This is a genomic window from Streptomyces sp. NPDC056161 (genome assembly GCF_042268025.1).
Taxonomy (GTDB): domain Bacteria; phylum Actinomycetota; class Actinomycetes; order Streptomycetales; family Streptomycetaceae; genus Streptomyces.
Genome location: NZ_JBHJUV010000038.1, coordinates 13013 through 35933 on the forward strand (window position 1 = coordinate 13013; position 22921 = coordinate 35933).

20 protein-coding genes and 2 pseudogenes are annotated in these 22921 nt (G+C 70.9%); 8 read left to right on the forward strand and 14 right to left on the reverse strand.

Translation table 11 applies throughout. From position 1 onward, the window contains the following. Positions 1-211 precede the first annotated feature (211 nt). Together ACFC09_RS30100 and ACFC09_RS30105 are read left to right on the forward strand one after the other, a co-directional pair. Positions 212-1156: an NlpC/P60 family protein gene (locus tag ACFC09_RS30100; protein WP_376533575.1), complete on the forward strand. Its 945-nt coding sequence runs from the start codon at positions 212-214 to the stop codon at positions 1154-1156. Positions 1157-1375: 219 nt separating this feature from the next. Beyond that, positions 1376-2086 carry a phosphatase PAP2 family protein gene (locus ACFC09_RS30105; RefSeq protein WP_376533491.1) on the forward strand — a complete coding sequence of 237 codons (711 nt, stop codon included), beginning with the start codon at positions 1376-1378 and terminating at the stop codon, positions 2084-2086. 105 nt (positions 2087-2191) lie between these two features. Here the strand turns inward: ACFC09_RS30105 and ACFC09_RS30110 are convergent, their stop codons facing one another. Continuing rightward, positions 2192-3772, reverse strand: coding sequence for an FAD-binding oxidoreductase (locus ACFC09_RS30110; RefSeq protein ID WP_376533492.1), 1581 nt, complete (start codon positions 3770-3772; stop codon positions 2192-2194). Between the two features lie 353 nt (positions 3773-4125). Between ACFC09_RS30110 and pstS the strand changes: the two genes are divergently transcribed. The 4 genes from pstS (at position 4126) to pstB (ending at position 8320) form a co-directional block, all read left to right on the forward strand. Beyond that, positions 4126-5262, forward strand: a complete 1137-nt coding sequence (pstS, locus tag ACFC09_RS30115) for a phosphate ABC transporter substrate-binding protein PstS (RefSeq protein WP_376533493.1) — start codon at positions 4126-4128, stop codon at positions 5260-5262. 136 nt (positions 5263-5398) lie between these two features. After that, complete coding sequence (gene pstC, locus ACFC09_RS30120; protein WP_376533494.1) at positions 5399-6409, forward strand: phosphate ABC transporter permease subunit PstC; 1011 nt, start codon at positions 5399-5401, stop codon at positions 6407-6409. Continuing rightward, positions 6406-7470, forward strand: a complete 1065-nt coding sequence (pstA, locus tag ACFC09_RS30125; protein WP_376533495.1) for a phosphate ABC transporter permease PstA — start codon at positions 6406-6408, stop codon at positions 7468-7470. The genes pstC and pstA overlap by 4 nt, the downstream gene beginning before the upstream one ends. 73 nt (positions 7471-7543) lie before the next feature. Further along, entirely contained in the window at positions 7544-8320 is a 777-nt protein-coding gene (gene pstB / locus ACFC09_RS30130) for a phosphate ABC transporter ATP-binding protein PstB (RefSeq protein WP_376533496.1), read from the forward strand. Between the two features lie 252 nt (positions 8321-8572). On the opposite strand, the gene ACFC09_RS30135 is transcribed toward pstB, so the two are convergent. Continuing rightward, positions 8573-9571 carry an anion permease gene (locus tag ACFC09_RS30135; RefSeq protein ID WP_376533497.1) on the reverse strand — a complete coding sequence of 333 codons (999 nt, stop codon included), beginning with the start codon at positions 9569-9571 and terminating at the stop codon, positions 8573-8575. A 7-nt stretch (positions 9572-9578) separates the two neighbouring features. Beyond that, the gene (locus ACFC09_RS30140) at positions 9579-10199 is read right to left on the reverse strand and encodes a DUF47 domain-containing protein (protein WP_376533498.1); all 621 of its coding nucleotides are present in this window, start codon (positions 10197-10199) and stop codon (positions 9579-9581) included. 185 nt (positions 10200-10384) lie between these two features. Here ACFC09_RS30140 and ACFC09_RS30145 point away from each other — a divergent pair, with 185 nt between their 5' ends. Continuing rightward, a complete protein-coding gene (locus ACFC09_RS30145) occupies positions 10385-10738 on the forward strand; it encodes a metal-sensitive transcriptional regulator (protein ID WP_376533499.1) in 354 nt (117 codons plus the stop codon). Between the two features lie 55 nt (positions 10739-10793). Here the strand turns inward: ACFC09_RS30145 and ACFC09_RS30150 are convergent, their stop codons facing one another. The 10 genes and pseudogenes from ACFC09_RS30150 to ACFC09_RS30195 form a co-directional block, all read right to left on the reverse strand. Further along, positions 10794-10970 (reverse strand): hypothetical protein, encoded by a 177-nt coding sequence (locus ACFC09_RS30150; RefSeq protein WP_376533500.1) that lies wholly within the window; start codon positions 10968-10970, stop codon positions 10794-10796. Between the two features lie 91 nt (positions 10971-11061). Then, positions 11062-11928 carry a hypothetical protein gene (locus tag ACFC09_RS30155; protein ID WP_376533501.1) on the reverse strand — a complete coding sequence of 289 codons (867 nt, stop codon included), beginning with the start codon at positions 11926-11928 and terminating at the stop codon, positions 11062-11064. Positions 11929-12058: 130 nt separating this feature from the next. Next, the gene (locus tag ACFC09_RS30160; RefSeq protein ID WP_376533502.1) at positions 12059-12493 is read right to left on the reverse strand and encodes an NUDIX hydrolase; all 435 of its coding nucleotides are present in this window, start codon (positions 12491-12493) and stop codon (positions 12059-12061) included. A gap of 69 nt (positions 12494-12562) precedes the next feature. Then, positions 12563-13609: a CHAD domain-containing protein gene (locus tag ACFC09_RS30165; RefSeq protein WP_376533503.1), complete on the reverse strand. Its 1047-nt coding sequence runs from the start codon at positions 13607-13609 to the stop codon at positions 12563-12565. Then, on the reverse strand, positions 13590-15821 hold the full coding sequence (locus ACFC09_RS30170; RefSeq protein ID WP_376533504.1) for an RNA degradosome polyphosphate kinase: 2232 nt from the start codon (positions 15819-15821) through the stop codon (positions 13590-13592). Before ACFC09_RS30170 ends, ACFC09_RS30165 begins: the two co-directional genes overlap by 20 nt. A 491-nt stretch (positions 15822-16312) precedes the next feature. After that, positions 16313-17299: a hypothetical protein gene (locus ACFC09_RS30175; RefSeq protein WP_376533505.1), complete on the reverse strand. Its 987-nt coding sequence runs from the start codon at positions 17297-17299 to the stop codon at positions 16313-16315. Between the two features lie 5 nt (positions 17300-17304). Continuing rightward, complete coding sequence (locus tag ACFC09_RS30180; protein WP_376533506.1) at positions 17305-18348, reverse strand: ABC transporter permease; 1044 nt, start codon at positions 18346-18348, stop codon at positions 17305-17307. After that, positions 18345-19262, reverse strand: a complete 918-nt coding sequence (locus ACFC09_RS30185; protein ID WP_376533507.1) for an ABC transporter ATP-binding protein — start codon at positions 19260-19262, stop codon at positions 18345-18347. The genes ACFC09_RS30180 and ACFC09_RS30185 overlap by 4 nt, the downstream gene beginning before the upstream one ends. A gap of 239 nt (positions 19263-19501) precedes the next feature. After that, positions 19502-19870 (reverse strand): annotated as a pseudogene (locus ACFC09_RS30190) (GntR family transcriptional regulator); the annotation flags it as partial. A 122-nt stretch (positions 19871-19992) separates the two neighbouring features. Beyond that, entirely contained in the window at positions 19993-20871 is an 879-nt protein-coding gene (locus tag ACFC09_RS30195) for an SDR family oxidoreductase (protein ID WP_376533508.1), read from the reverse strand. Between the two features lie 104 nt (positions 20872-20975). Between ACFC09_RS30195 and ACFC09_RS30200 the strand changes: the two genes are divergently transcribed. Beyond that, entirely contained in the window at positions 20976-21842 is an 867-nt protein-coding gene (locus ACFC09_RS30200) for a TetR/AcrR family transcriptional regulator (RefSeq protein ID WP_376533509.1), read from the forward strand. 7 nt (positions 21843-21849) lie between these two features. Here ACFC09_RS30200 and ACFC09_RS30205 read toward each other — a convergent pair. Next, positions 21850-22061, reverse strand: a pseudogene (locus ACFC09_RS30205) (IS5/IS1182 family transposase); the annotation flags it as partial. Positions 22062-22921: the final 860 nt, after the last annotated feature.

Sequence of the window (22921 nt, forward strand, 5' to 3'; positions counted from 1 at the left end):
TGAGGGTGGGCCAACTGGGGGTATTGGTAGGGGTAGTTCAGGGCATTGAGGGCCGGGGCGGGGTGTCGGTCGGCGGTGTCTGGTTTGCTGTGACATGACGGCACGGTTGGCGGAAATGGTCATGAACGGCCGCTGTATGGGGGAGTGTTGACCCGTGCGGAAAGTATGGGTGGTCGGCGGGGCCGCGGTCGGGCTCGGACTGAGCTTTGTCATGCTGCTGGTCGTCGGGGTGTACATGGTGGCCGGGAACCTGGCGGGCGGTGTCGGCGCGGGCAGCATCGGGCTGGCCAAGGGTGCCGTGCCCGCCGCCTACTCGGCACTGGTGCAGCGGTGGGGCAACCTCTGCTCCGCCATCAACCCCGCGTTGCTCGCCGCCCAGCTGTACCAGGAGAGCGGCTGGGACCCGAACGTCGTCAGCGTGGCCGACGCCCGCGGTATCGCGCAGTTCATCCCGAGCACCTGGGCCACGCACGGCATCGACGGCAACGGCGATGGCAAGCGCGACATCTGGGATCCGAACGACGCCATTCCGTCGGCCGCCTCGTACGACTGCGAACTCGCGAAGTACGTCAAGGACGTGCCCGGGAACATCAGCGACAACATGCTCGCCGCGTACAACGCGGGTGCGTACCGGGTGATAGCGGCCAGCGGGGTTCCGGCCATCCGGGAGACCCAGAACTACGTCAAGACGATCCGCACCCTGGAGAAGAGTTTCGCCGCGCCCGTGACCCGGGTCGACCCGTCGCGGCAGGCGGCCGGCGCCATCGCCTACGCGCAGGAGAAGCTCGGCACTCCCTATCTGTGGGGTGGCACCGGCACCGCGCAGCAGGGCGGACGGTTCGACTGCTCGGGGCTTACCCAGGCCGCGTACGACAGTGTGGGGATCAAGCTGCCGCGGGTCGCCAACGACCAGTACAACGCCGGTCCGCACCCGGGGCGGGACGAACTGCTCCCGGGCGACCTGGTGTTCTTCTCGAAGGATCCGACCGATTCCCGTGCCATCCACCACGTGGGGATCTACGTGGGCGGCGGTTACATGATCGACGCGCCGAGGACGGGGGCCGTGATCCGGTTCGACCCGATCGACGGGACGGACTATTTCGGCGCCACCCGGGTCACCGCGGATGGCGCGAAAGCGCTCCCCACGACCGTATGAACCGAGCGTGAACCTACCCCCTGAGCTGCGGCGATGAGTCTCTCTTCGATAACGTCTGCGTGATCATTCGGTGGAGTGTGGAACGTATCAATGAGGGCCGTGCGTTCCTGAAGACGTAGTCGGGCGGACCGCGCGTGCGCACATCTACACACCACGGGGGTGGGCAGCGGCGACGCACGGGACGTGCGTCCGCGAGAGAGACGAAGGGGCCAGCGCACCATGGCTGTACTTGCCGAATCCGGCTCGAACCCCGACGTCGACCTGCTCTACGACATCAACGGACTCGCCAAGGACGCGCCCGGGTGGTTCGACCGGATCGTCGAGTTCGTGGGTGAGTACGGGCTGTTGGTCGCCATGGTGCTGCTGGTGGTGTGGTGCTGGTGGTCCGTGCGCCGGAGTTCCGGCAGCCGGGACGAGGCCGCCTCGTCGGTCGCCGCGCTGGTGTGGGCGCCGCTCGCGGCCGGTGTCGCGGTCCTGGTGAACGTGCCGATCCGGGGGTTCGTGCAGCGGCCCCGCCCCTTCCTCGACCACCGGGGGCTGGACGTCCTGGTCTCCGGCAAGACCGACTACTCGTTCGTGAGCGATCACGCGACGATCACCATGGCGCTCGGGGTCGGGCTGTTCGTGGCCAACCGCAGGTTCGGGATCGCCGGGATCGGGCTGGCTCTGCTCGAAGGTTTCTGCAGGATCTACCTGGGCGTGCACTACCCCACGGACGTCGTCGGCGGTTTCGCGCTCGGCACGGCCGTCGTGCTGCTGCTGTCCCCGCCGGCCACGGCGCTGCTCACGCCGGTGACGAAGGCGGTCGCCCGGTCGTCGTGGGCGGGGTGGCTGATCAGGCGCCGCGGGCCGGTGGCCGACCGGGGCGAGGCGGTGGTCCCGGGCGCCCGCAAGCCGACGCCGTCCGAGGAACGGGACCTCGCCGCCTGACGGACGGCCCCGTACGGCGACTTCGGCGGACGACGACCACGGTGACCGCGGTCAGGCGGTCACAGTGACTGCGGTCAGGCGGTCACAGTGACTGCGGTCAGGCGGTCACAGTGACTGCGGGTACGTGAAGAAGCGGTCCGGGTCGTACTGCTTCTTCACCTGGGCCAGCCGGGTCGCGGCGTCGCCGTAGTACGCCCTGCGCCAGTCCTTCAGGGTCGGGTCCGTGTAGTTCTGGTAGGCCGCGCCGGAGGCGTACGGCTTCATCGCGTCGTGGGCCCGGGTCAGCCAGGACTGGATGGTGGTGCCCGAGGAGCCCGCCGGCCAGGACGCGTAGTACTGGGCCAGCATGCGCGAGCGGCGGTGGACGAAGGCCGTCGCGGTGGGGGCGACCCGGTTGACCGCGCCGCCGAGCGCCGTGAAGGCGATGCTGCCGGGGCCGCCGCGCGCGGCGGCGATCTGGTTCAGGAGCGTTTGGATGCCGGCCGACGAGAGCGACCGGTCGAAGAAGTCCGAGCGGGCGGCGTACGTGTCGCGGCCCAGGGCGCCCTGCGGGGAGCGGCCCGGGGTGGAGCCGGGCAGATGGCACTGGGCCTCGCTGGAGAAGGACGAGCAGCCCGCGTAGATCTCCATCGCCTCCTCGTAGCCGCGGCGGCGCAGGGACACACTCGACGCGTCGGCGCCCACCTGGCCGGCGAGGCGGTCCACGGCGTTCTGGAGTTCGCCGTACGTGCCCAGGGAGAAGGCGGACAGGGACACGGTGAGGGCCCCGTCCGTGGAGCGGTCGAGGTGCAGGGCCGACCAGATCTCGTCGGGCTGGTCGGGGCCCCACTCCTGCCAGGCCCGGAACAGGGCGGCGGCCTTGGACCACGGCCAGGTCAGATAGCCGGAGACGGCCTGGGGCGCGGGGTGGGTGGCGAAGTGCAGTTCGGTGACGACGCCGAAGTTGCCGTTGCCGGCGCCGCGCAGCGCCCAGAAGAGGTCCTTGTTGGTCCGGGCGTCCGCGGTGAGCTGCTTGCCGTCGGCCGTGATCAGGGTGGCCGCGGTCAGGCTGTCGCAGGTCAGGCCGTAGGCACGGGAGACCACTCCGTGGCCGCCGCCGAGGGTGAGGCCGGAGACGCCGACCGTGGGGCACGAACCCGCCGGTATCGTCACGCCCTTGGCGGTCAGGCCGCGGTAGACGTCGATCAGTTTGGCGCCGGCGCCGACGACCGCCTGCCCGCCGCTCACCCGTATCCGGTTCAGTTCGGAGACGTCGATGACGAGGCGCCCGTTGCCGGACGACCAGCCCGCGTAGGAGTGGCCGCCGTTGCGTATCGCCACCCGCAGGCCGCGCGCCCTGGCGTAGGCGAGCGACGTCCGGATGTCGTCCGCGTGGGAGACATAGGCCACCGCGGCGGGCTTCAGCCCGTCGTAGCGGGTGTTGTAGAGGAGGCGGGCCGTGTTCCAGGACGCGTCCCCGGGGCGTACGAGGGGCCCGTCGAGATCGCGGGCGAGGGCGGTCCAGTCGGCGGGCGGTGTTGCGTTGGTGGTCTTCACCGAGGTGAGGGAGGATGTGGAGCCGAGGGGCGTGCGTGACGCGCTCGTCGTAGAACCGGCTGCCGGGGTCCCGGCGCCGGAGCACCCTGCCACCCCGATGGCCGTCGCCACCGCGGCCGCGCTATGTGAAATGAACGTACGCCGTTCCATGCCCCTTGCCCTTCATCGGCTTTCGTGGAGCGAGACGGAGTGCCGACTCGAACAGTTCCACGACCGTCGCAAACGTATGCATGCACGGTACTCGTCCGGTCATGTCCTTGCGTGGGCCACCTTGTACCGATATGGCGTTGGGACCTCGATGTGGCCTCCCCGTAAGCGTTCCGTGACCTTACCGGGCCGATGGCAGGGGTTCACCTTCCATTCATTTATGGCCATCGGCGCCTTCACCTGTTCTGCCTAATTTCGGCCGTACCCGGTGCGGAGTGCGGCATGAGCGCACAAGCGCACCACCACGACCTCGCACGCCGCCGACGGTGGCGGCTCCTCGGAAGGAACTCCCGAAAGTGAAGCTTCAGCGCAAGAACCGGCTGCGCGCCATCTCCCTCGGTGCTGTCGCCGTCTCCGGCGCCCTGGCCCTGACGGCGTGCGGCTCCGACGACACCAGTGGCGGCTCCAGCGACAACTCGTCCTCGTCCTCGGCGTCCGCCAACGCCAGCTCCATCAAGTGTGACGACGCCAAGGGCCAGCTGCTGTCGGACGGCTCCTCGGCGCAGAAGAACGCGATCGACGCCTGGGTGGCCGCGTTCTCGCAGGCGTGCGGTGTGCAGATCAACTACAAGGCGGGCGGCTCCGGTGCCGGTGTCACCTCCTTCAACCAGGGTCAGCTCGCCTTCGCCGGCTCCGACTCGGCGCTGAAGCCCGAAGAGGTCACGGCCTCCAAGAAGGTCTGCTCCGGCGGTCAGGGCATCGACCTGCCGATGGTCGGCGGCCCGATCGCGGTCGGCTACAACCTGGACGGCGTGGACAACCTGGTCCTCGACGCCCCGACGCTCGCCAAGATCTTCGACGGCAAGATCAAGACCTGGGACGACGCGGCCATCAAGAAGCTGAACCCCAGCGCGAAGCTGCCCAGCACGAAGATCCAGGCGTTCCACCGCTCGGACGAGTCCGGCACCACGGACAACTTCACCAAGTACCTGAAGGCCGCCGCCCCGGCGGACTGGAAGTACTCCGGTGGCAAGGCGTGGCAGGCCCCGGGTGGCCAGGCCGCCGCCCAGTCCTCGGGTGTGGCCGCCGGTGTCAAGCAGACCCCCGGTTCCATCGGCTACTTCGAGCTGTCCTACGTCGCCGACGGCATGAAGGCCGTCAGCATCGACACGGGTGCCAGCGCGCCGGTCGTCCCGAGCAGCGACGCCGCCTCCAAGGCGATCGCCGACGCCAAGGTCGTGGGCACGGGCCAGGACCTGTCGCTCGAACTGAACTACAAGACCAAGGCCGACGGCGCCTACCCGATCACCCTGGTCACCTACGAGATCGCCTGCGACAAGGGCAACAAGGCGGACACCCTGCCCGCCACCAAGGCGTTCCTGAACTACATCGCCTCGGAGGAGGGTCAGGGCAAGCTCGCGGGCCTCGGCTACGCCCCGATCCCCGCCGAGATCATCTCCAAGGTCCGCACCACCATCTCGGGCCTCAGCTGATCTGAGTGTGCGGCCCGGCCCGGGTTCTGTCCCGGGCCGGGCCGCACCGTCCGGTGCACCGCCGCCATGAGCCGCATGGCGCATACGGCTTCGTCCAGCCGTATCCCGCGTGCGGTTCCGCAGACCGGAGAATCCGATGGACATAACGACACAAAACGCCACAGACGCCCCTCCCCCCACCCCCCAGCCGACCTCGGGCGCGCAGCAGCGCGGAGCCCGCGGCGCCACCCGACCCGGAGACCGGATCTTCCTCGGCCTCTCCCGTGGGTCGGGCATCCTGCTGCTGGTGATCATGGCCGCCATCGCGGTCTTCCTCACCTACCGCGCGGCCCTCGCCATCGGCAAGGACCACGGCAACTTCCTGACCACCTTCGAGTGGAACACCGGGCTCCAGCCGCCGAGCTTCGGCATCGCCGTCCTGGCCTACGGCACGGTGATCTCCTCGATCATCGCCATGCTCCTCGCCGTCCCGGTCGCGGTCGCCATCGCGCTGTTCCTCACCCACTACGCCCCGCGCAGGATGAGCGGCCCGATCGCCTACGTGATCGACCTGCTCGCCGCCGTGCCGTCGATCGTCTACGGCCTGTGGGGCGCGCTGATCCTCGTACCGCACCTGAACGGCCTCTTCGGCTGGCTGAACGACTACTTCGGCTGGACCGGCCTCTTCTCCTGGGACGAGGGCGCGCCGCGCTCGATGCTCACGGTCGGCATCCTGCTCGCGATCATGATCCTGCCGATCATCACCAACGTGAGCCGCGAGGTCTTCCGCCAGGTCCCGCAGATGCACGAGGAGGCGGCCCTCGCCCTCGGCGCCACGCGCTGGGAGGTCATCCGGATGGCCGTCATCCCCTTCGGCCGCTCCGGCGTGATCTCCGCCTCGATGCTCGGCCTCGGCCGCGCGCTCGGCGAGACCATGGCCGTCGCGACCGTGCTCTCGCCGGACTTCCTCATCCACGCCAGCCTGCTCAACCCGGGCGGCGGCACCTTCGCCCAGAACATCGCCAGCAAGTTCGGCGAGGCGGACGAGTTCGGCCGGGACGCGCTGATCGCCTCCGGTCTGGTCCTGTTCGTCATCACCCTGCTGGTCAACGGCGCGGCCCGCATGATCATCGCGCGCCGTGCGGAGTACTCGGGGGCCAACGCATGAGCAACGCCGCCATCACCGACAAGCGCGCAGGCTCGCTGCGCGGTGCCACCCTGCCGAAGTGGTCGCCCTGGGCGATCGCCGCCGGGTCCATCGTCGTGGCCATCGCCATCTGCCTGGGGGCCGGCTTCGAGAGCAAGATCCAGTGGGGTCTGCTCTCCGGTCTGATCTTCCTGATCGCCACCTACGGCATCGCCGTGCGCGTCGAGGGCCGCCGACAGGCCAAGGACCGCATCGCGACGGGCCTGGTCTGGGTCGCCTTCCTGGTCGCCCTCGTGCCGCTGGTCTCCCTGGTGTGGACGACCGTCTCGCGGGGCGTGAAGGTCCTCGACTTCTACTTCCTGAGCCACTCGATGGGCATCGTCCCCGACTCCCAGCCGGGCGGCGGCATCTACCACGCCATCATCGGCAGCCTGGAGCAGGTCGGCCTCGCCACGGTGATCGCCGCGCCGATCGGCGTCCTCACGGCGATCTACCTGGTCGAGTACGGCGGCCGGGGCAGGCTCTCCCGGGCCGTCACCTTCTTCGTCGACGTCATGACCGGTGTCCCGTCCATCGTCGCGGGCCTGTTCATCCTCAGCATCATGCTGATCTTCAAGATGCAGCCCTTCGGCTTCGCCGGTTCGCTGGCCCTGGCCATCCTGATGATGCCGGTGGTCGTGCGCTCCACCGAGGAGATGCTGAAGCTCGTCCCGAACGAGCTGCGCGAGGCGTCCCTCGCGCTCGGCGTCCCGAAGTGGCGCACCATCCTGAAGGTGGTCCTGCCGACCTCCATCGGCGGCATCACCACCGGTGTCATGCTGGCCATCGCCCGTATCGCGGGTGAGACCGCGCCCGTGCTGCTGCTGGTGTTCGGCAACCGGTTCATCAACAACAACCCGTTCGAGGGTGCGCAGCAGTCGTTGCCGCTGTACATCTACCAGCAGTACGCACAGAGCGCCGGCGCGAACGCGGCCTACGACCGGGCGTGGGCGGCCTCGCTCACGCTGATCGCCTTCGTGATGGTCCTCAACCTCGTGGCCCGCGGCATCGCCCGCTGGAAGGCCCCGAAGTCCGGTCGCTGAGGCGACATCCCCGGCTCCGCCGAGTGGGGCCATACAGCGACCAGATTCCCCCTCGAAAGAAGCAGTGATCTTCATGGCCAAGCGAATTGACGTCAGCGGCCTCAGTGCCTATTACGGTTCCTTCCGCGCCATCGAGGACATCTCGATGACCATCGAGCCCCGTACCGTCACCGCCTTCATCGGCCCGTCCGGCTGCGGCAAGTCCACCTTCCTGCGCACCCTCAACCGGATGCACGAGGTGACGCCGGGCGGCCGGGTCGAGGGCAAGGTCATGCTCGACGACGAGAACCTGTACGGCAACGGGGTCGACCCGGTGGCCGTGCGGCGCGAGGTCGGCATGGTCTTCCAGCGTCCGAACCCGTTCCCGACGATGTCCGTGTACGACAACGTCGCGGCGGGCCTGAAGCTCAACGGCAGCTACAAGAAGAGCGAGCTGAACGACGTCGTCGAGAAGTCGCTCAAGGGCGCGAACCTCTGGAACGAGGTGAAGGACCGCCTGAACAAGCCCGGCTCGGGTCTCTCCGGTGGCCAGCAGCAGCGTCTGTGCATCGCCCGTGCCATCGCGGTGGAGCCGAAGGTGCTGCTCATGGACGAGCCGTGCTCGGCCCTCGACCCGATCTCGACGCTCGCGATCGAGGACCTGATCGGTGAGCTGAAGGACCGCTTCACGATCGTCATCGTGACGCACAACATGCAGCAGGCGGCGCGGGTCTCCGACCGTACGGCGTTCTTCAACCTCGCCGCGGTCGGACAGCCGGGCAAGCTGATCGAGATCGACGAGACGGAGCGCATCTTCTCCAACCCGTCGGTGCAGGCGACCGAGGACTACATCTCCGGCCGCTTCGGCTGATCGACGCCGGCCACAAACCCCTCGCGGTGCTGCATGGCGGTGCCACCGCGAGGACGAAAAGGGCCCGCCCCCGGCTTCCGGGGGCGGGCCCGTTCGCTGTTCCCGGGCGGTCTCGCCCGGGTGACGGGTCCTGGCGCGTGGTCGCACCGGCCGCGTGGGCCGGGCCGCCGCGGGCCGTGCCACCTCGTCGTAAGTGCTCGTTCCCCATCGGGTTCCCCATCAGATGCTCCCTGCGCTTGCTTGCCGGCCCGCCTACAGGAAGGCCAGGTCCACGATCCCGAACGCCGCCGCCGCGACCAGCGCGGCCGCCGGCATCGTGATGAACCAGCCGAGGACGATGTTCTTGGCGATGCCCCACCGGACCGCGTTGAGGCGCTTGGTCGCGCCGACGCCCATGACGGCCGCGGTGACCACATGGGTCGTGGAGATCGGCGCCTTGAACAGGAAGGCCGTGGTGAACATGATCGACGCGCCGGTCGTCTCGGCCGCGAAGCCCTGCGGCGGCTCCAGCTCTATGATCTTGCGGCCCAGGGTGCGCATGATGCGCCAGCCGCCCGCGTAGGTGCCGAGCGACAGCATCACGGCGGACGCGAGCTGGACCCAGACCGGAATCGGATCGTCGTAGGTCTGGTGGCCGGAAATCACCAGGGCCATCACCACGACGCCCATGGTCTTCTGGGCGTCCTGGAGGCCGTGGCCGAGGGCCATGCCGGCCGCCGACACGGCCTGCGCTATCCGGAAACCGCGCTTGGCCTTGTGCGGACTGGTCCGGCGGAACAGCCACATGATGGCCGTCATCAGCAGATAGCCGACGAGCAGGCCGACCAGCGGCGATACGAACATCGGGACGATGACCTTGTCGATCACGCCGTCCCAGATCACCGTGGTGCCGCCCGCCAGCGCCGCCCCCACCAGACCGCCGAACAGGGCGTGGGAGGACGAGGACGGCAGCCCCAGGTACCAGGTGACCAGGTTCCACACGATGGCCCCGAGCAGCGCGGCGAAGAGGATGCCCATGCCCGTCGAGCCCCGGGGCGTCTGGATCAGGCCCTCGCTGACGGTCTTGGCGACACCGCTGCCCAGGAACGCGCCGGCCAGGTTCATCACGGCTGCCATCGCCAGTGCCGCCCGCGGGGTCAGTGCCCGGGTGGAGACCGAGGTGGCGATCGCGTTCGCGGAGTCGTGGAATCCGTTCGTATAGGTGAAGAACAGCGCGACCGTGATGGTCACGACCAGGGCGAAGGTGTCCATCGACGCCTCAGGACTCCTTGACGGCGATGGTCTCCACCGTGTTGGCCACGTGCTCGAAGGCGTCCGCCGCCTCTTCCAGCACATCCACGATCTGCTTGAGCTTCAGGACCTCGATCGCGTCGTACTTGCCGTTGAAGAGGTGCGCGAGAAGTCTTCGGTGGATCTGGTCCGCCTGGTTCTCCAGGCGGTTCACCTCGATCCAGTACTCGGTGAGGTTGTCCATGGTGCGCAGGTTCGGCATCGCCTCGGCCGTCAGCTCCGCCGCCCGCGCCAGCACCTCGATCTGCTGCTCGACGCCCTTCGGCAGTTCCTCGATGTTGTAGAGGACCACCAGGTCGACGGCCTCCTCCATGAAGTCCATGATGTCGTCGAGGGACGACGCGAGGGAGTAGATGTCCTCGCGGTCGAAGGGCGTGATGAACGAGGAGTTCAACTGGTGGAAGATCGCGTGCGTGGCGTCGTCACCGGCGTGCTCCGCGGCCCGCATACGCTCTGCGATCTCCACTCGGGCGGATGCGTCCGCCCCGAGCAGTTCCATCAGGAGTTTCGAGCCCGTGACGATGTTGTCCGCGGATGCGGCGAACATGTCGTAGAAGCTCGTCTCCCTGGGGGTCAGACGAAAGCGCACGTGGGTTCCTCGGGATGCAATGGTTGCGGTCAGGCTGATGCTAAGCACATCATCCGGCCACGGCTAGGCCGCTCCCCAGTGTCGCCCATCAGGCGTGATGATCAGCACGGGGGCGTACCAAGGGCCCTATACCCAGCAAAGTTCGTTACGATATACCCGTCAGGGGTATGTGTCTGGAGGACGCGATGACGACCACCGAGGCCGACGCGACGGTGCCCTCCGAGAGCCCGCTCGGGGACAGCGGCGAGCACGTGACGCACCACGGCTACCACAAACAGAAGGCCGAGCACCTCAAGCGGCTGCGCCGGATCGAGGGGCAGATCCGCGGGTTGCAGCGGATGGTCGACGAGGACGTCTACTGCATCGACATACTCACGCAGGTGTCCGCCTCCACCAAGGCCCTCCAGTCCTTCGCGCTCCAGCTGCTGGAGGAGCACCTGCGGCACTGCGTCGCCACGGCGGCCGTCCAGGGCGGTGACGAGATCGACGCGAAGGTGGAGGAGGCCACGAAGGCGATCGGGCGCCTGCTGCGCACCTGAGCCGGTGTCCGCGGCGCGGGGCCCGGCCCGGGGCCACCCGGTCGGCCGGGGTCCTTCAGAAGGGCCCCGGGGCCCCGCGCTCCTCGGCCACCCGCAGCACCTCGTCGATGCTCTCCAGGCTGAGCCGGTCCTCGGCGGCCGACGCCGCGATGATCAGGTCGCCGCACAGTTCGATCTCGGCGAGGGCCACGTGGTCCTGAACCGTCGTACCACCGCCCGGAGCCACCTGCATCACCTCGTCTCTGCCGTCACCGGCTTCCTAGGGTAGGCAGTGGTCTACACATCGCGCATGGCACGGACGGGCTAGTTCGCGGGCCGGGCGGCTACCGCTCGGGCCGGTCCCCTGGCTGGTTCTCGGCGATCCGGCCCGCGTAGATGTCCTGCGGGCGCGGCAGCCGTACGTCGGTGTCGGTGCCGAAGTCGGACAGCAGCGTCGTCGAGGTGACCGCGACGGCCGTCCCCTGCTGTCCGTTGACGAAGCTGAACCGCTGCCGCAGCTTGCGGATGCGGCCCTGGTCGTCGAGGTAGACGTCGAAGGGGACCTCGGCGGTGGCGAAGCCCTTCGCCGCCGCGGCCAGCGCGGACCGGTTGCCCGCCGAGGCCGCCCGCGCCGCCGCGGTGAGGTCGGCGGTGCCCCGGTAGTGCCGCACCGCGGTGCCGTCCACCTCGGTGCGGCCCACGAGCCGGGCCGTGCGCGTGCCGCGCAGCAGTTCGGCGGCGGCGTACGGGTCGGTCGCGCCGCCCGTCACCAGGTTGCCGTCGGAGAGGGTCGCCGTGTCGACCCGGACCCACTTGTCGGCGGGCACCCCGGCGCCCCGGTTCTTCATGTACAGCGCGCCCGGCGCGAGGAGCTCGGTGATCGGCCGGTGCTCGGTGGCCCCCGTCGGGTCCTGCGGCAGCATGACCGTGAGCTGCCCGAGCTGCCGCCGGTAGTCGTAGACGCCGGTGCCGCTGATGGTGACGCGGGTGCCGCCGGTGGCCATCTCCATGGAGGTGCCGGCCAGGGAGCTGCCCGCGGTGCGCAGGGTGTCGGCGGCGCGGTGCAGAGTGGCCACCGGGTCGGCCGCGCCGTGCCCGTCCTCGGCGGCGGCGCCGCCGACGGCGCATCCCGTGGCACCCGCGCCCGGGGCCACCAGCATGACCATCGCGGCGACCGTGCCGCGCGCCTTCCTGCGCTGTCGCCGATCCATCGCCTGCCTACCCCCGGTACGTCCGTCACGGGCCCCCTGTCGTTCCGGTTAACGACGGGTAGGGGGTGCCGTCACGCGCACCCGCGCGCGGGGAGGCGTGTCGCGGGCCGGGGCGGGCACGCGGGGCGGGTCAGTCCGCCGGGCGCCGGTGATCGAACTGGCGTACGAGGATGTCGACGAGGTCCCGGTCGCGGGGCTGGGTGAGGCGGGCGCGGGCCGCGGCGGGGGACAGCCACAGGATGCGGTCCACCTCCTGGTTCGGTACGAAGCCGCCCGCCGCGGCCTCGGCCGCCCAGTAGCGCACCTGCTTCGGACGGCCGCCCGCCAGATAGTGCAGGGTGGGCAGTTCCGCACCGGGGGCGGCGGCGTAGCCGGTCTCCTCCGCCACCTCGCGCAGCGCGCCGGACAGTGCCTCCTCGCCGCGTTTCAGCTTGCCTTTCGGATGGGACCAGTCGTCGTACTTCGGCCGGTGGACGAGGCAGACCTGCACTTCGCCGTCGACCGGGGAACGGCGCCACAGGACGCAGCCGGCCGCCTGAACGGTGGTGTCATTCGTGCTGGTCACCGGTGTGTGCCCTCCTGGTCCGTGTGCTGCCTCGGTTTCCGGACCGTCGGCGGCGGCCGGTTCGGCGGGTCAGGGCGCGCCGACCGTCTGCCTCTGCCAGGACTGCTGGAACTCGAACCGTGCCGCTTCCACCTCGTGCCGCTGGTCGGCGTGGAGCACGCCGAGCGCGTACGCCGTCGCGGGCGCGATCCGCGGGGTGCGTGCGGCCTGCGCCGCCGCGCCGGCCGCCTCCGCGGCGTCCCGGTGCCGGTCCAGCGCCCGGCCGGCCGCGAGCATCCGCGGATCGGCCGAGGGCGTGCCGAGCCCGCCGCCGGACAGCGCCTCGCGGGCGTAGCGGTGCAGCCGGAGCAGCAGCCGCACCTGGTGCCAGGGGCCGTCCTGCGGGTGCGGGGCGGGGTCCGGGGACAGCCCGTGCACCAGGGCCTCCGCGTTGTACGGGTGCCCGGCGGTGATCAGCGGCAGCGCGGCGATGGCGTCCAGCAGCCGTTCCTCGGCCGCCCCGGCCGGCGGCCGCAGGTCGGTGCTCACGCCGGCCGTGGTGAGCGGCACCTCGCTGGCCAGGACGGCGACCTTGTCGGCCACCGCGTGGAAGCGGGAGGAGCCGAGCGCCTGGAGGGCCGTGGAGTGGGCCCGGGTCCGGGCCAGGGTGAGCTGGCGGTCGAGCAGGGCGCCCGCCTTGGCCGCGCCCACCGTGAGGTTGCCGCGCTCCTGCGCGGCGGGGGCGGAGCCACCGGCGCTCACCTGCTGGGCCGGGAACGGCGACGAGCCGGACAGCCGGTGCAGCGCGAGCAGCAGCCGCTCCAGCCGTGCCTCGTACGCGTGCTCAAGCCCCAGCGTGCCGGAGAGCCAGGCCAGTTCGGGGCGCATCTCCTCCGACCAGTCGGCGTCGAGGAGCGGGCGGAAGGTGTGCAGGCTGCCGCTGATGCGGCGGGCCGAGCGGCGCAGCGCGCGTGCCGCGTCGACGGACTCCTCCGCGCCACCGGACGTACCGGTCTCCCGGTGCATCCGCAGCGCGCGCAGGAACTCCGTGGCCTGGGCGCGCAGGTACACCGCGAGGGCGTCTCCCGTCACCACCCCGGCCGTGGATTCCGTCGGGTCAAGGTGTTGCTGTGCCACGCCGGCGCCTCCGGGCGTCTATGAGCATCTCCTGGACGTTGCGCAGGGGCTGTCCGTCCGCGTCGGTCGCGTGCCGGGTCCACTCGCCGTCGGGGCCCAGGTGCCAGGAGGAAGTGGTGTCGGACATGCCGGTTTCGAGCAGCCTGTTGAGGGCCGCCCGGTGGGCCGGGTCGGTGACCCTGACCAGTGCCTCGATCCGGCGGTCGAGGTTGCGGTGCATCATGTCGGCGCTGCCGATCCACACTTCGGGCTCGCCGGCGTTGCCGAAGACGAACACCCGGGAGTGTTCGAGGAAGCGGCCGAGGATCGAGTGGACCCGGATGTTCTCCGAGAGACCCGCCACACCCGGCCGGAGCGCGCAGATGCCGCGCACCCAGATGTCCACCGGCACGCCTGCCTGGGACGCGCGGTAGAGGGAGTCGATGACGGCTTCGTCCACCATCGAGTTGACCTTGATGCGGATGAAGGCGGGACGGCCCGCACGGTGGTGCTGGACCTCCTTGTCGATCCGCGAGATCAGCCCGTCCCGCAGGGACTTGGGCGCGACCAGCAGTCGGCGGTAGGTCTCCCGGCGCGAGTAGCCGGAGAGGCGGTTGAACAGGTCGGACAGGTCGGCGCCGACCTGCGGGTCCGCGGTCAGCAGCCCCAGGTCCTCGTAGAGCCGGGCGGTCTTGGGGTGGTAGTTGCCCGTGCCGACGTGGCTGTAGCGGCGGAGCGTCTCGCCCTCCTGGCGCACCACCAGGGACAGCTTGCAGTGGGTCTTCAGACCGACCAGGCCGTACACGACGTGGCAGCCGGCCTCCTCCAGCTTGCGCGCCCACTTGATGTTGGCGTGCTCGTCGAAGCGGGCCTTGATCTCGACCAGGACGAGGACCTGCTTGCCGGACTCGGCGGCGTCGATGAGCGCGTCGACTATCGGGGAGTCGCCCGAGGTCCGGTACAGGGTCTGCTTGATGGCGAGGACGGCGGGGTCCTCGGCGGCCTGCTGGAGGAATGCCTGCACCGAGGTCGAGAACGAGTCGTACGGGTGGTGCAGCAGCACGTCCCGGCCGCGCAGCGCGGCGAAGATGTCCGGTTCGGAGGCCGACTCGACCTCGGCGAGGTCGCGGTGGGTGCCGGCGACGAACTTCGGGTACTTCAGCTCGGGGCGGTCGAGGCTGTGGATGCGGAAGAGACCGGTGAGGTCGAGGGGGCCGGGCAGCGGGTAGACCTCGGCCTCGCTGATCTTCAGTTCGCGCACCAGCAGGTCGAGCACCTCGCGGTCGATGGACTCCTCGACCTCAAGGCGCACCGGCGGCCCGAAGCGGCGCCGCATGAGTTCCTTCTCCAGTGCCTGGAGCAGGTTCTCGGCGTCGTCCTCCTCGACCTCCAGGTCCTCGTTGCGGGTCACCCGGAAGGCGTGGTGCTCCAGCACCTCCATGCCCGGGAACAGCTCTTCGAGGTGGGCGGCGATGACGTCTTCGAGCGGGACGTACCGGCCGGGGGCGGCCTCCAGGAAGCGGGAGAGCAGCGGCGGCACCTTCACCCGGGCGAAGTGCCGGTGGCCGCTGACCGGGTTCCGTACCACCACGGCCAGGTTCAGGGACAGGCCGGAGATATAGGGGAAGGGGTGCGCCGGGTCGACCGCCAGGGGGGTCAGGACCGGGAAGATCTGGTGCCGGAACAGCGTGAAGAGGCGGGCCTGCTCCTTCTCGGTCAGCTCGCTCCAGCGGACCAGGTGGATGCCCTCCTCCGCGAGGGCGGGCGCGACGTCCTCGTGGTAGCAGGCGGCGTGCCGGGCCATCAGCTCGCGGGAGCGGGCCCAGATCATCTCCAGCACTTCGCGGGGCTGGAGGCCGGAGGCGGATCGGGTGGCGACGCCCGCCGCGATACGGCGCTTCAGTCCGGCCACCCGGACCATGAAGAACTCGTCCAGGTTGCTGGCGAAGATCGCCAGGAAGTTCGCCCGCTCCAGCAGGGGCGTGTTCGGGTCCTCGGCGAGTTCGAGGACCCGCTCGTTGAACGCGAGCCAGCTGCGTTCCCGGTCGAGGAATCGGCCCTGGGGCAACTGGGGCCCGTCGGTCTGCGACTCCTCGTAGACGTCGAGGTCGGCGTCGAGATCGGGTTCCAGGTCGGACACCGCTGCCGCCGCGACGGGCGAGCGGTGCGCGGCTATGGAGCCCACGGAAGGCTGCGGGTGCTGGACCGGTGCCTGGGTGTCTGACTGGCTCATGACCCCATTGTTCCGCGCGACCAGGGAAAAGGGCGCGTCGGAACGTGCGGGGGGTAGTCTCACGGCCCCGTTCCCCGCGGACCCCTCGGGAGGCGGTGAATGCTCTGGCACGGCGGTCGGCATTCACTGAGGGTCGCAAGTCCGTCTGAATCATTGGTTACGGAGACATGACGTGCGGGATAGCGGGGGGCGGCCCCCCGGCGTCCTGGCGTTCCGGCGGAGCGCGCGACGGCGTGGGCGGGCGGGGCCGTGCCCCGGGTACGGGTGCGGGTGTGAGCGCTTGGCGGGTGTGAGCGCCTGGCGGGGGCGGGCGTCGGGTGGCGGCGGGTGCGGGTGCGGGTGCGGGTGTCGGGTGGCGGCGGGTGTGGGTGCGGGTGTCGGGTGGTGCGTATCGGCGGGTGCGGGTGGTGGGTGGTGCGCCGTGCAGGTGATGGGCCCGTACGCTCCGCCACAGCGGGCGGGCGTACGGGCCCGTCGGTGGGCCGCGCCGCTCAGGCGGTGCGGCGGCGCAGTACCGCGTAGGCGGCCGTGGTCGCGACCGCGGCCACGGCCAGCACGATGCCGGTCTCCACGAGGTGCAGGGGCCAGAAGTGCGACTCGGGGTGGTAGACGGCGAAGGAGCCGTGGGCGTCGTGGCCCGAGCGCAGGTACCAGGAGTGCGCAGGGCCGTGGACCCGGCCGTGCGCGTGGCGCGTGACGGCCGGCCACAGCTGTGACCTGACCCCGGAGAGCACGAGGCTGAGCAGCCACAGCATCGCGACGGCGGTGCCGAGGGCGGCCAGCGCGCGGCGCAGCAGCAGTCCGGCGAGCGCGCCGACGGCGAGGGCGCACAGCGCGTAGGCCACCAGGAGCGGGCCGCGAGCGGTGAACACGTCGGCGGAGGTCCAGTCGTGGCCGAGCAGATCGCGGTCGGCGGCCCAGCTCCAGCGGTACACCAGGACGAGGACCGTGCCGCCCGCGGTGAGCGCGAGCGCGGGCACGGTGAGCTTGGCGGTCAGCCAGCGGAGGGGGGAGAAGCCCTGCATCCAGGCGAGCTGCGCGGTGCCCGACTCCAGCTCCCGGCCGGTCAGCGCGGCGCCCGCGAACGCGGCGACCGCCAGGAAGCCGTGCCCGAGGGCCGTGCCGATCAGCCGGTTCGCGTCGTCGTAGGAGAGCGCGAGGAAGGAGTCGCCGCACCTGCCCGTGGCGCGGCAGACCAGGTCGGCCCTGCGTGTGGCGTCCGCGGTGACCTCGGTCAGCCAGACCAGCGAGCCGGTGACCGCGACGACGAAGGCGGCCCAGACGAGCAGGGCGCGGCGGTGCAGACGCAGTACGGTGCGGGGCAGCCGGCCCAGGGCGAGGCCGCCCGTCCAGCGCATGCCGCCCGTCCCGCGCGCATCGTCTGTCCCGCGCGCATCGCCCGTACCGTGCACGCCGCTTGTCCCGCTCAGGCCGTTGACGCTGTTGGCACCGTTCACGCCGTTCGTGACGCCGTTCATGCTGTTCACGCCGTGGCCCGTTCGGCGGCCCGTGGGGTCGCGGTGCGGCGGTGCGGGGTCGCGGTGCGGCGGCGCAGCAGCCAGAACGCGGCGGCCACGAACAGACCGGCCACGGCCAGCACGAGCGCGCTGGTGGTCAACTGGAGCGGCCAGTAGTGCGAGAGCGGGTGGTACTCGGTGTAGTAGCCGACCGCGCCGAGCTTCTCGAACGCCTGGCCGCAGCCGTCGGGCAGGGCCGCGTAGCACTCGGGCTGGGGGATGTGTCCGCCGCTCGCGGTGACCAGGCCCTGGCCGACCTGGATCCCGGAGTGCTGTCCGTACCCCTGTCCGGGGGTGGTCACCTGGGTGACCGCCGGCCACAGGTGCGGCATCAGCAGCCGCGCCAGGACCCACACCCCGGCGGTCAGCCCGAGGCCGAGCGTCAGCGCGGGCAGGGCGCGGCGCACGACCACGCCCGCGAGGACGCCGGCGGCGAGGCCGGCCAGGGCCAGGGCCACGGTCAGGAGGCCGTTGGTCTCGAACGTCCACAGGTCGTACCACGACTTGGCGGTGTCGATGCGGCCGTGTCCTGCCGTCCACGCCCGGCGGTGGAGGAGGAACAACAGGCTCGCGCCGACGGTGACCACGGCGGCCGGCACGGCCAGGCGCAGGGTCAGCCACCGGGTGGTGGTGACGTTCTGGGCCCAGGCGAGCTGCGCGGTGCCGGACTCCAGCTCGCGCCCGGTGAGCGCGCCCCCGGCCCAGGCGGCCACCAGGAACGGCAGCCCGCCCGCGGCCACCGTGAGGTAGGTGTAGGCGTCCTTGTAATGGAGGATCGAGTCCTGGTCGTAGGAGCACCGCGCGGACATCGCGCAGGCGTTGTACTGCCGCCAGCCCTCCGCCGCCGCGTCGGTGAGCGGCCCGGCGAGCCAGACCAGCAGGGCTGAGCAGAGGAGCACCAGCACCGTCCAGACGACGAGCGCGGGGCGGTGCAGGCGCAGCAGCCAGCGGGTCAGCCGGGGGGCGGCGGGGACGCGCGCGCTGCCGGGCGGGGCGGTGAGGACGGTCACGCGGCGGTCTCCTCGGTCTCCTGGGCCACCTGCATCTCCTGGTCGGTGGTGAGGGCGGGGGCGTCGGGGTTGCGCAGGTGGGCGAGGAGCAGTTCCTCCAGCCTCGGAGCGCCGGTGCGCCAGTCGGCGGGCAGCGGTCCGGCCGGGCGGATCAGCGCCGTGAGCTGGCGGCCCGCGATCCGGGACTCCACGACGGTGTGGGCGCCCAGTTCGGCGGATTCGGGCGCGCTCACCCGGGTGTGCGCGGCCAGCAGTTCGTCGATCCCACCGGCCAGCCGGATCCGGCCGTCGCCGACCAGGAGCAGGTGGTCGCAGGAGTCCTCCAGTTCGGCGATCACGTGCGAGGACATCACGATGGTGGTGCCGTGCTGTGCGGAGTGCCCCATCAGCGTGCCCATCAGCTCGTGCCGGGCCAGCGGGTCGAGGTCGGCCATCGGCTCGTCGAGGAGCAGCAGTTCGGGCTGTTTGCCGAGGGCCAGGGCGAGGGCGACCCGGGTGTGCTGCCCGCCGGACAGGGACCGTACCCGGGCGCCCGGGTCGAGGTCGCCCGCGGCCACGATCCGCTCGGCGGTCGCCGCGTCCCAGTAGCCGGGATTGAGGTCGGCGCCCATGCGCAGCGTCTCGGCGATCGTCAACTGCGGGTACAGCGGCTTGTTCTGGGCGACGTGGCCGACCCGGGGCCGGGCGCGCGCCGGGTCGGTGCCGAGGACGGTGAGGGCGCCCTCGGTCGGGGCGAGCAGTCCGGCGGTAAGGGACAGCAGGGTGGACTTGCCCGCGCCGTTGGGTCCGACGACGGCGCAGACCCGCCCGGGAGGCAGCCGGAACGCGCAGCCACGCAGCGCCCATCCCCCTCGCCGGCCGAAGCGCTTGCCCAGCGCGACCGCCTCTATGGCCGCTGTGGTGTGGGTCGTCATGACGGTGCTCCCTGGAAGTGCTGCTCGGTGCCCGTGCGTCCGGGGCTTTCGCCGTGCGGGGCGGCGGGCCGGTCGGCCGGGTCTTCGGTGTGCCGCTCGGTGTGGTCTCCGGTGTGCCGTGCCGTGTGCCGTGCGGTGTGGTCCGCGGTGCCCTGCTCGGCGGGCAGCCCGGCGGCCCGGTCTCCGGTGCGCTGCCCGTCTTCCGCGCCGTGCTGCCCGAAGTGGTCGCCGTGCTGTCCGAAGTGGTCTTCGAGTACGGCGGTGAAGAGTGCGGCGACGTCGTCGCGGTCGAGACCGGCCTCCCGGGCCCGCCCCGCCCACGCCTCCAGCTCGGTGCGCAGGGGGGACTCGGCCGGGGCGGAGCCCAGCGTGCGCCGGACGAAGGTGCCGAGCCCGCGGCGCGCCTCGACGAGTCCTTCGCGTTCCAGCTCGCGGTACGCCTTGAGGACCGTGTTGGGGTTGATGGCGGTGGCCTCGACGACCTCACGGGCCGTGGGCAACTGGTCGCCGGGCCGCAGCAGGCCCAGCCGGATGGCCTGCTTGGTCTGCTGGACGATCTGCACATAGGTGGCCACGCCGCTGTGCCGGTCGATGCGGTAGTCGACCACGACCACCACCCTTTCACTAATTGAGTAGTGAAAGGGTGGTGTAAGCGGCCCGCCGAAGTCAAGCGAGCGGGTGAAGCGACAGGGTCAGTGAAGCGAGCGGGCCAGTCAGGCGAGCGGGTCAGTCAGGCGAGAGGGGCTCGGTCGGTGGCGAGTCGGGTGCGCAGTGCCTCGTCCAGGGAGCGCGGTGCGCGGCCGAGCAGGTCGGCCAGGGTCGGATCCACGGTGGCGAACTCGCCGGCCCGTGCGGCGGCGAAGATGCCCAGCAATCGGTCGGCCGTGTCGTGGGGAACCCCCTGACCCGTCAGCTCCGCCAGGTACCGGTCGTCGGATGTGGTGGTCCTGGTGAAGATGCGGCCCGTGACCTCGGTGGCGAGGCAGGCGATGTCGTCGAAGCCGAGGGCCTCGGCCCCGGTGAGCGGTGGCGTGGGGCCCTCGAAGCGGCCCTCGTCGGCCAGGACGGCGGCTGCCGCCTCGGCGAGATCGGCGTGCGCGGTCCAGCTGACCGGTCCGTCCGCGGGGAGCGCGATCTTCCCGGACGTGAGGGCGGGTGCGAGGAAGTGCACCGCGCTGCTCGCGTAGAAGCCGTTGCGCAGGGAGGTGAACGGAACGCCGCACGCGCGCAGTGCCTCCTCGGTGGCGGCGTGGTCGCGGCATGCCTGGAAGTGCGAGGTGGCGCTCGCGCCCATCTGGCTGGTGTAGAGGATGCGGCGGGCGCCGGCGGTGACGGCCGCGTCGATGGCCGCCCGGTGCTGCCGTACGCACTCGTCGCCCATCTTGTCGACGGACACGACGAGGACCTGGGTGGCGCCCTCGAAGGCGTGGGCGAGGCCGGCCGGGTCGGTGAAGCTGCCCTGCCGCACCCGCACGCCCCGGTCGGCCAGCGGCCGGGCCTTGAGCGGATCGCGGACGCTGACGCCGATCCGGTCGGCGGGTACGCGGGTCAGCAGGCTCTCGACGATCTGGCGTCCGAGCTGCCCGGTGGCTCCGGTCACGATGATCACGTGCTGCTCCAGGGGTCTGGTTCGGGTGTCGTGATTCCAGCGGAATCGCCATGACGGTAACACTGATAATATCGATGGAACCAGCAGCCGTGTATCGTTGATATATGCCCTCACGATCACGCGCCGGAGACCACTCCGCGGCCACCGGACCCGCGGCTGGATCCGCGCCCGCGGCCGGGTCCGCAGCCGGGTCCGGGTCCGCAGCCGGGTCCGGGTCCGAGCCCGGCTTCCCCTCCGAGCCCGACTCCGACTCCGACTCCAACTCCGACTCCGACTCCGCGTCCACGGCCCGCGCGCAGACCCGCCTGCGCGTGATCGAGGCCGCCGCCGACCTGCTGGAGCGCGAGGGCCGCGACGCGGTCACCACCCGCGCGGTCGCGGTCGCGGCGGGCCTGCAACCCCCGGCCATCTACCGGCTGTTCGGCGACAAGGAGGGGCTTCTCGAAGCGGTGGCCGAGTACGGCTTCGCCCGGTTCGTCGCGAGCAAGCACGTCGACCCCGACCCGCAGGACCCCATCGAGGACCTACGGGCGGGCTGGGACCTGGCGGTCGGGTTCGGCCTGGCCAACCCCGCGCTGTTCGTGCTGATGTACAGCGAGCCCAATCGGGCCACGTCGGCCGCCTTCAAGGCCGGTATGGAGATCCTCATGGGCCGTGTCCGCCGGCTGGCCGCCGCTGGCTGGCTGCGGGTCGACGAGCACCTGGCGGCCATGCTGATCCACGCCACGGCCCGCGGCGCGGTGCTCACCTGGCTGTCGTTCCCCGCGGACCGGCGCGATCCGGACCTGCTGACCATGCTGCGGGAGTCCATGGTGGCGGCCGTCACCAACCAGGAGCCGGCCGTGCAGGACGCGGGACCGGCCGGCGCCGCACGGGCGTTGCGCGCCGCGCTCCCCGAGCAGACGGTGCTCAGCGGCGCGGAGCGGCACCTGCTCGGCGAGTGGCTGGACCGCCTCACGGGCGGGGGGTGATGCCCGGACGCGTGTGTCTTCGGGCATGCGTGATCCAGGTCAGGGATCGCTCGACGGCCCAGCCGCGAGGCAGGACGAAGCCGGGGTGTTCGGCGGTCGGCTGACGGTCTTGAGCGTCCGTCCGAGGCGTGTCCTTGCCCGGTTCACGAGCTTTCCGGCAGAGCCGGAGTCGGCCCAGGCGATGGTGATTTCGGGGTGCATCGGCCGCAGTCGGAAGAGGCTTCCCGAGTGTCCGAATTTGAACCCTGTCCGGGCCCCGTCCGTTGGGGAAGTGCCCGGCCTGACCGGATCGGGTGAGCGGAGTACACGGGCAACAGCGGGCCGGTGGAGGACAGCTCCGGTGACCGTTGCTGGTCTTGGTGGCGACCAAATCGATTACGGAAGGTGGCACGCATGGCAGATGAGGACCGGCCGAACTTTCCCTCGAACAATTCTTATGGGGAAGAGTATCGGCGCCAATGGAATCGGGAGGCGCCAGCAGGACGAACTCCGCTGGGCAGGGGCCCGGTCGACGAAGCGCGCGCGAGAGAATTCATGGCCCAGGAGGCCAGACGGTATCTGGAGCGGACGGGGCAGCCGGATCCGGAACAGGCGCGGCCGGCAGGGCCGGAGCCGACGCTGCCTGCCTACCACGAGGAGGCCGCTACCTGGGAGCGGCCCTCGGACGCCATGGCGGCCGCAGTCGACCAGGCCGCTCAGGAGGAGTTGGACCGGCAATACGGCAGGGGGACGCCTGAAGCGGAAGACCCCAACCGGTGGGACTACGAGACCATGGATGCGGCCCAGGTAGCGGCTGTGGCTGACGGGACATGGCAACAACCGTCGGCCCCGGCTCAGCCTTCGGCGTACCCGCAGAGCTATCAGGGTTATCAGGCCCAGGGGTATACGGGGGGCTACCAACAGCCTCAGTCCCAGGGGTATGCGGGGAGTTACTCACAGGGATACCCGGGGGGCCACCAACAGCCTCAGGCCCAGGGGTATACGGGGGGCCTGACATTCAGTCCGCAACAGGCCGCATATTACGCCCAGCAGGTGGCCCGGCCTCAGCCGTACTCGGCAGACCCGGCCCCGGTGGTGGA

Coding starts and splice junctions, on each gene's coding strand:
- ACFC09_RS30105 (WP_376533491.1), top strand. CDS start 1,376: ATGGCTGTACTTGCCGAATCCGGCTCGAACCCCGACGTCGACCTGCTC.
- ACFC09_RS30150 (WP_376533500.1), bottom strand. CDS start 10,970: ATGCAGGTGGCTCCGGGCGGTGGTACGACGGTTCAGGACCACGTGGCC.
- pstB (WP_376533496.1), top strand. CDS start 7,544: ATGGCCAAGCGAATTGACGTCAGCGGCCTCAGTGCCTATTACGGTTCC.
- ACFC09_RS30155 (WP_376533501.1), bottom strand. CDS start 11,928: ATGGATCGGCGACAGCGCAGGAAGGCGCGCGGCACGGTCGCCGCGATG.
- ACFC09_RS30110 (WP_376533492.1), bottom strand. CDS start 3,772: ATGGAACGGCGTACGTTCATTTCACATAGCGCGGCCGCGGTGGCGACG.
- pstC (WP_376533494.1), top strand. CDS start 5,399: ATGGACATAACGACACAAAACGCCACAGACGCCCCTCCCCCCACCCCC.
- ACFC09_RS30200 (WP_376533509.1), top strand. CDS start 20,976: ATGCCCTCACGATCACGCGCCGGAGACCACTCCGCGGCCACCGGACCC.
- ACFC09_RS30185 (WP_376533507.1), bottom strand. CDS start 19,262: ATGACGACCCACACCACAGCGGCCATAGAGGCGGTCGCGCTGGGCAAG.
- ACFC09_RS30175 (WP_376533505.1), bottom strand. CDS start 17,299: ATGAACGGCGTCACGAACGGCGTGAACGGTGCCAACAGCGTCAACGGC.
- pstA (WP_376533495.1), top strand. CDS start 6,406: ATGAGCAACGCCGCCATCACCGACAAGCGCGCAGGCTCGCTGCGCGGT.
- ACFC09_RS30135 (WP_376533497.1), bottom strand. CDS start 9,571: ATGGACACCTTCGCCCTGGTCGTGACCATCACGGTCGCGCTGTTCTTC.
- ACFC09_RS30100 (WP_376533575.1), top strand. CDS start 212: ATGCTGCTGGTCGTCGGGGTGTACATGGTGGCCGGGAACCTGGCGGGC.
- ACFC09_RS30170 (WP_376533504.1), bottom strand. CDS start 15,821: ATGAGCCAGTCAGACACCCAGGCACCGGTCCAGCACCCGCAGCCTTCC.
- ACFC09_RS30145 (WP_376533499.1), top strand. CDS start 10,385: ATGACGACCACCGAGGCCGACGCGACGGTGCCCTCCGAGAGCCCGCTC.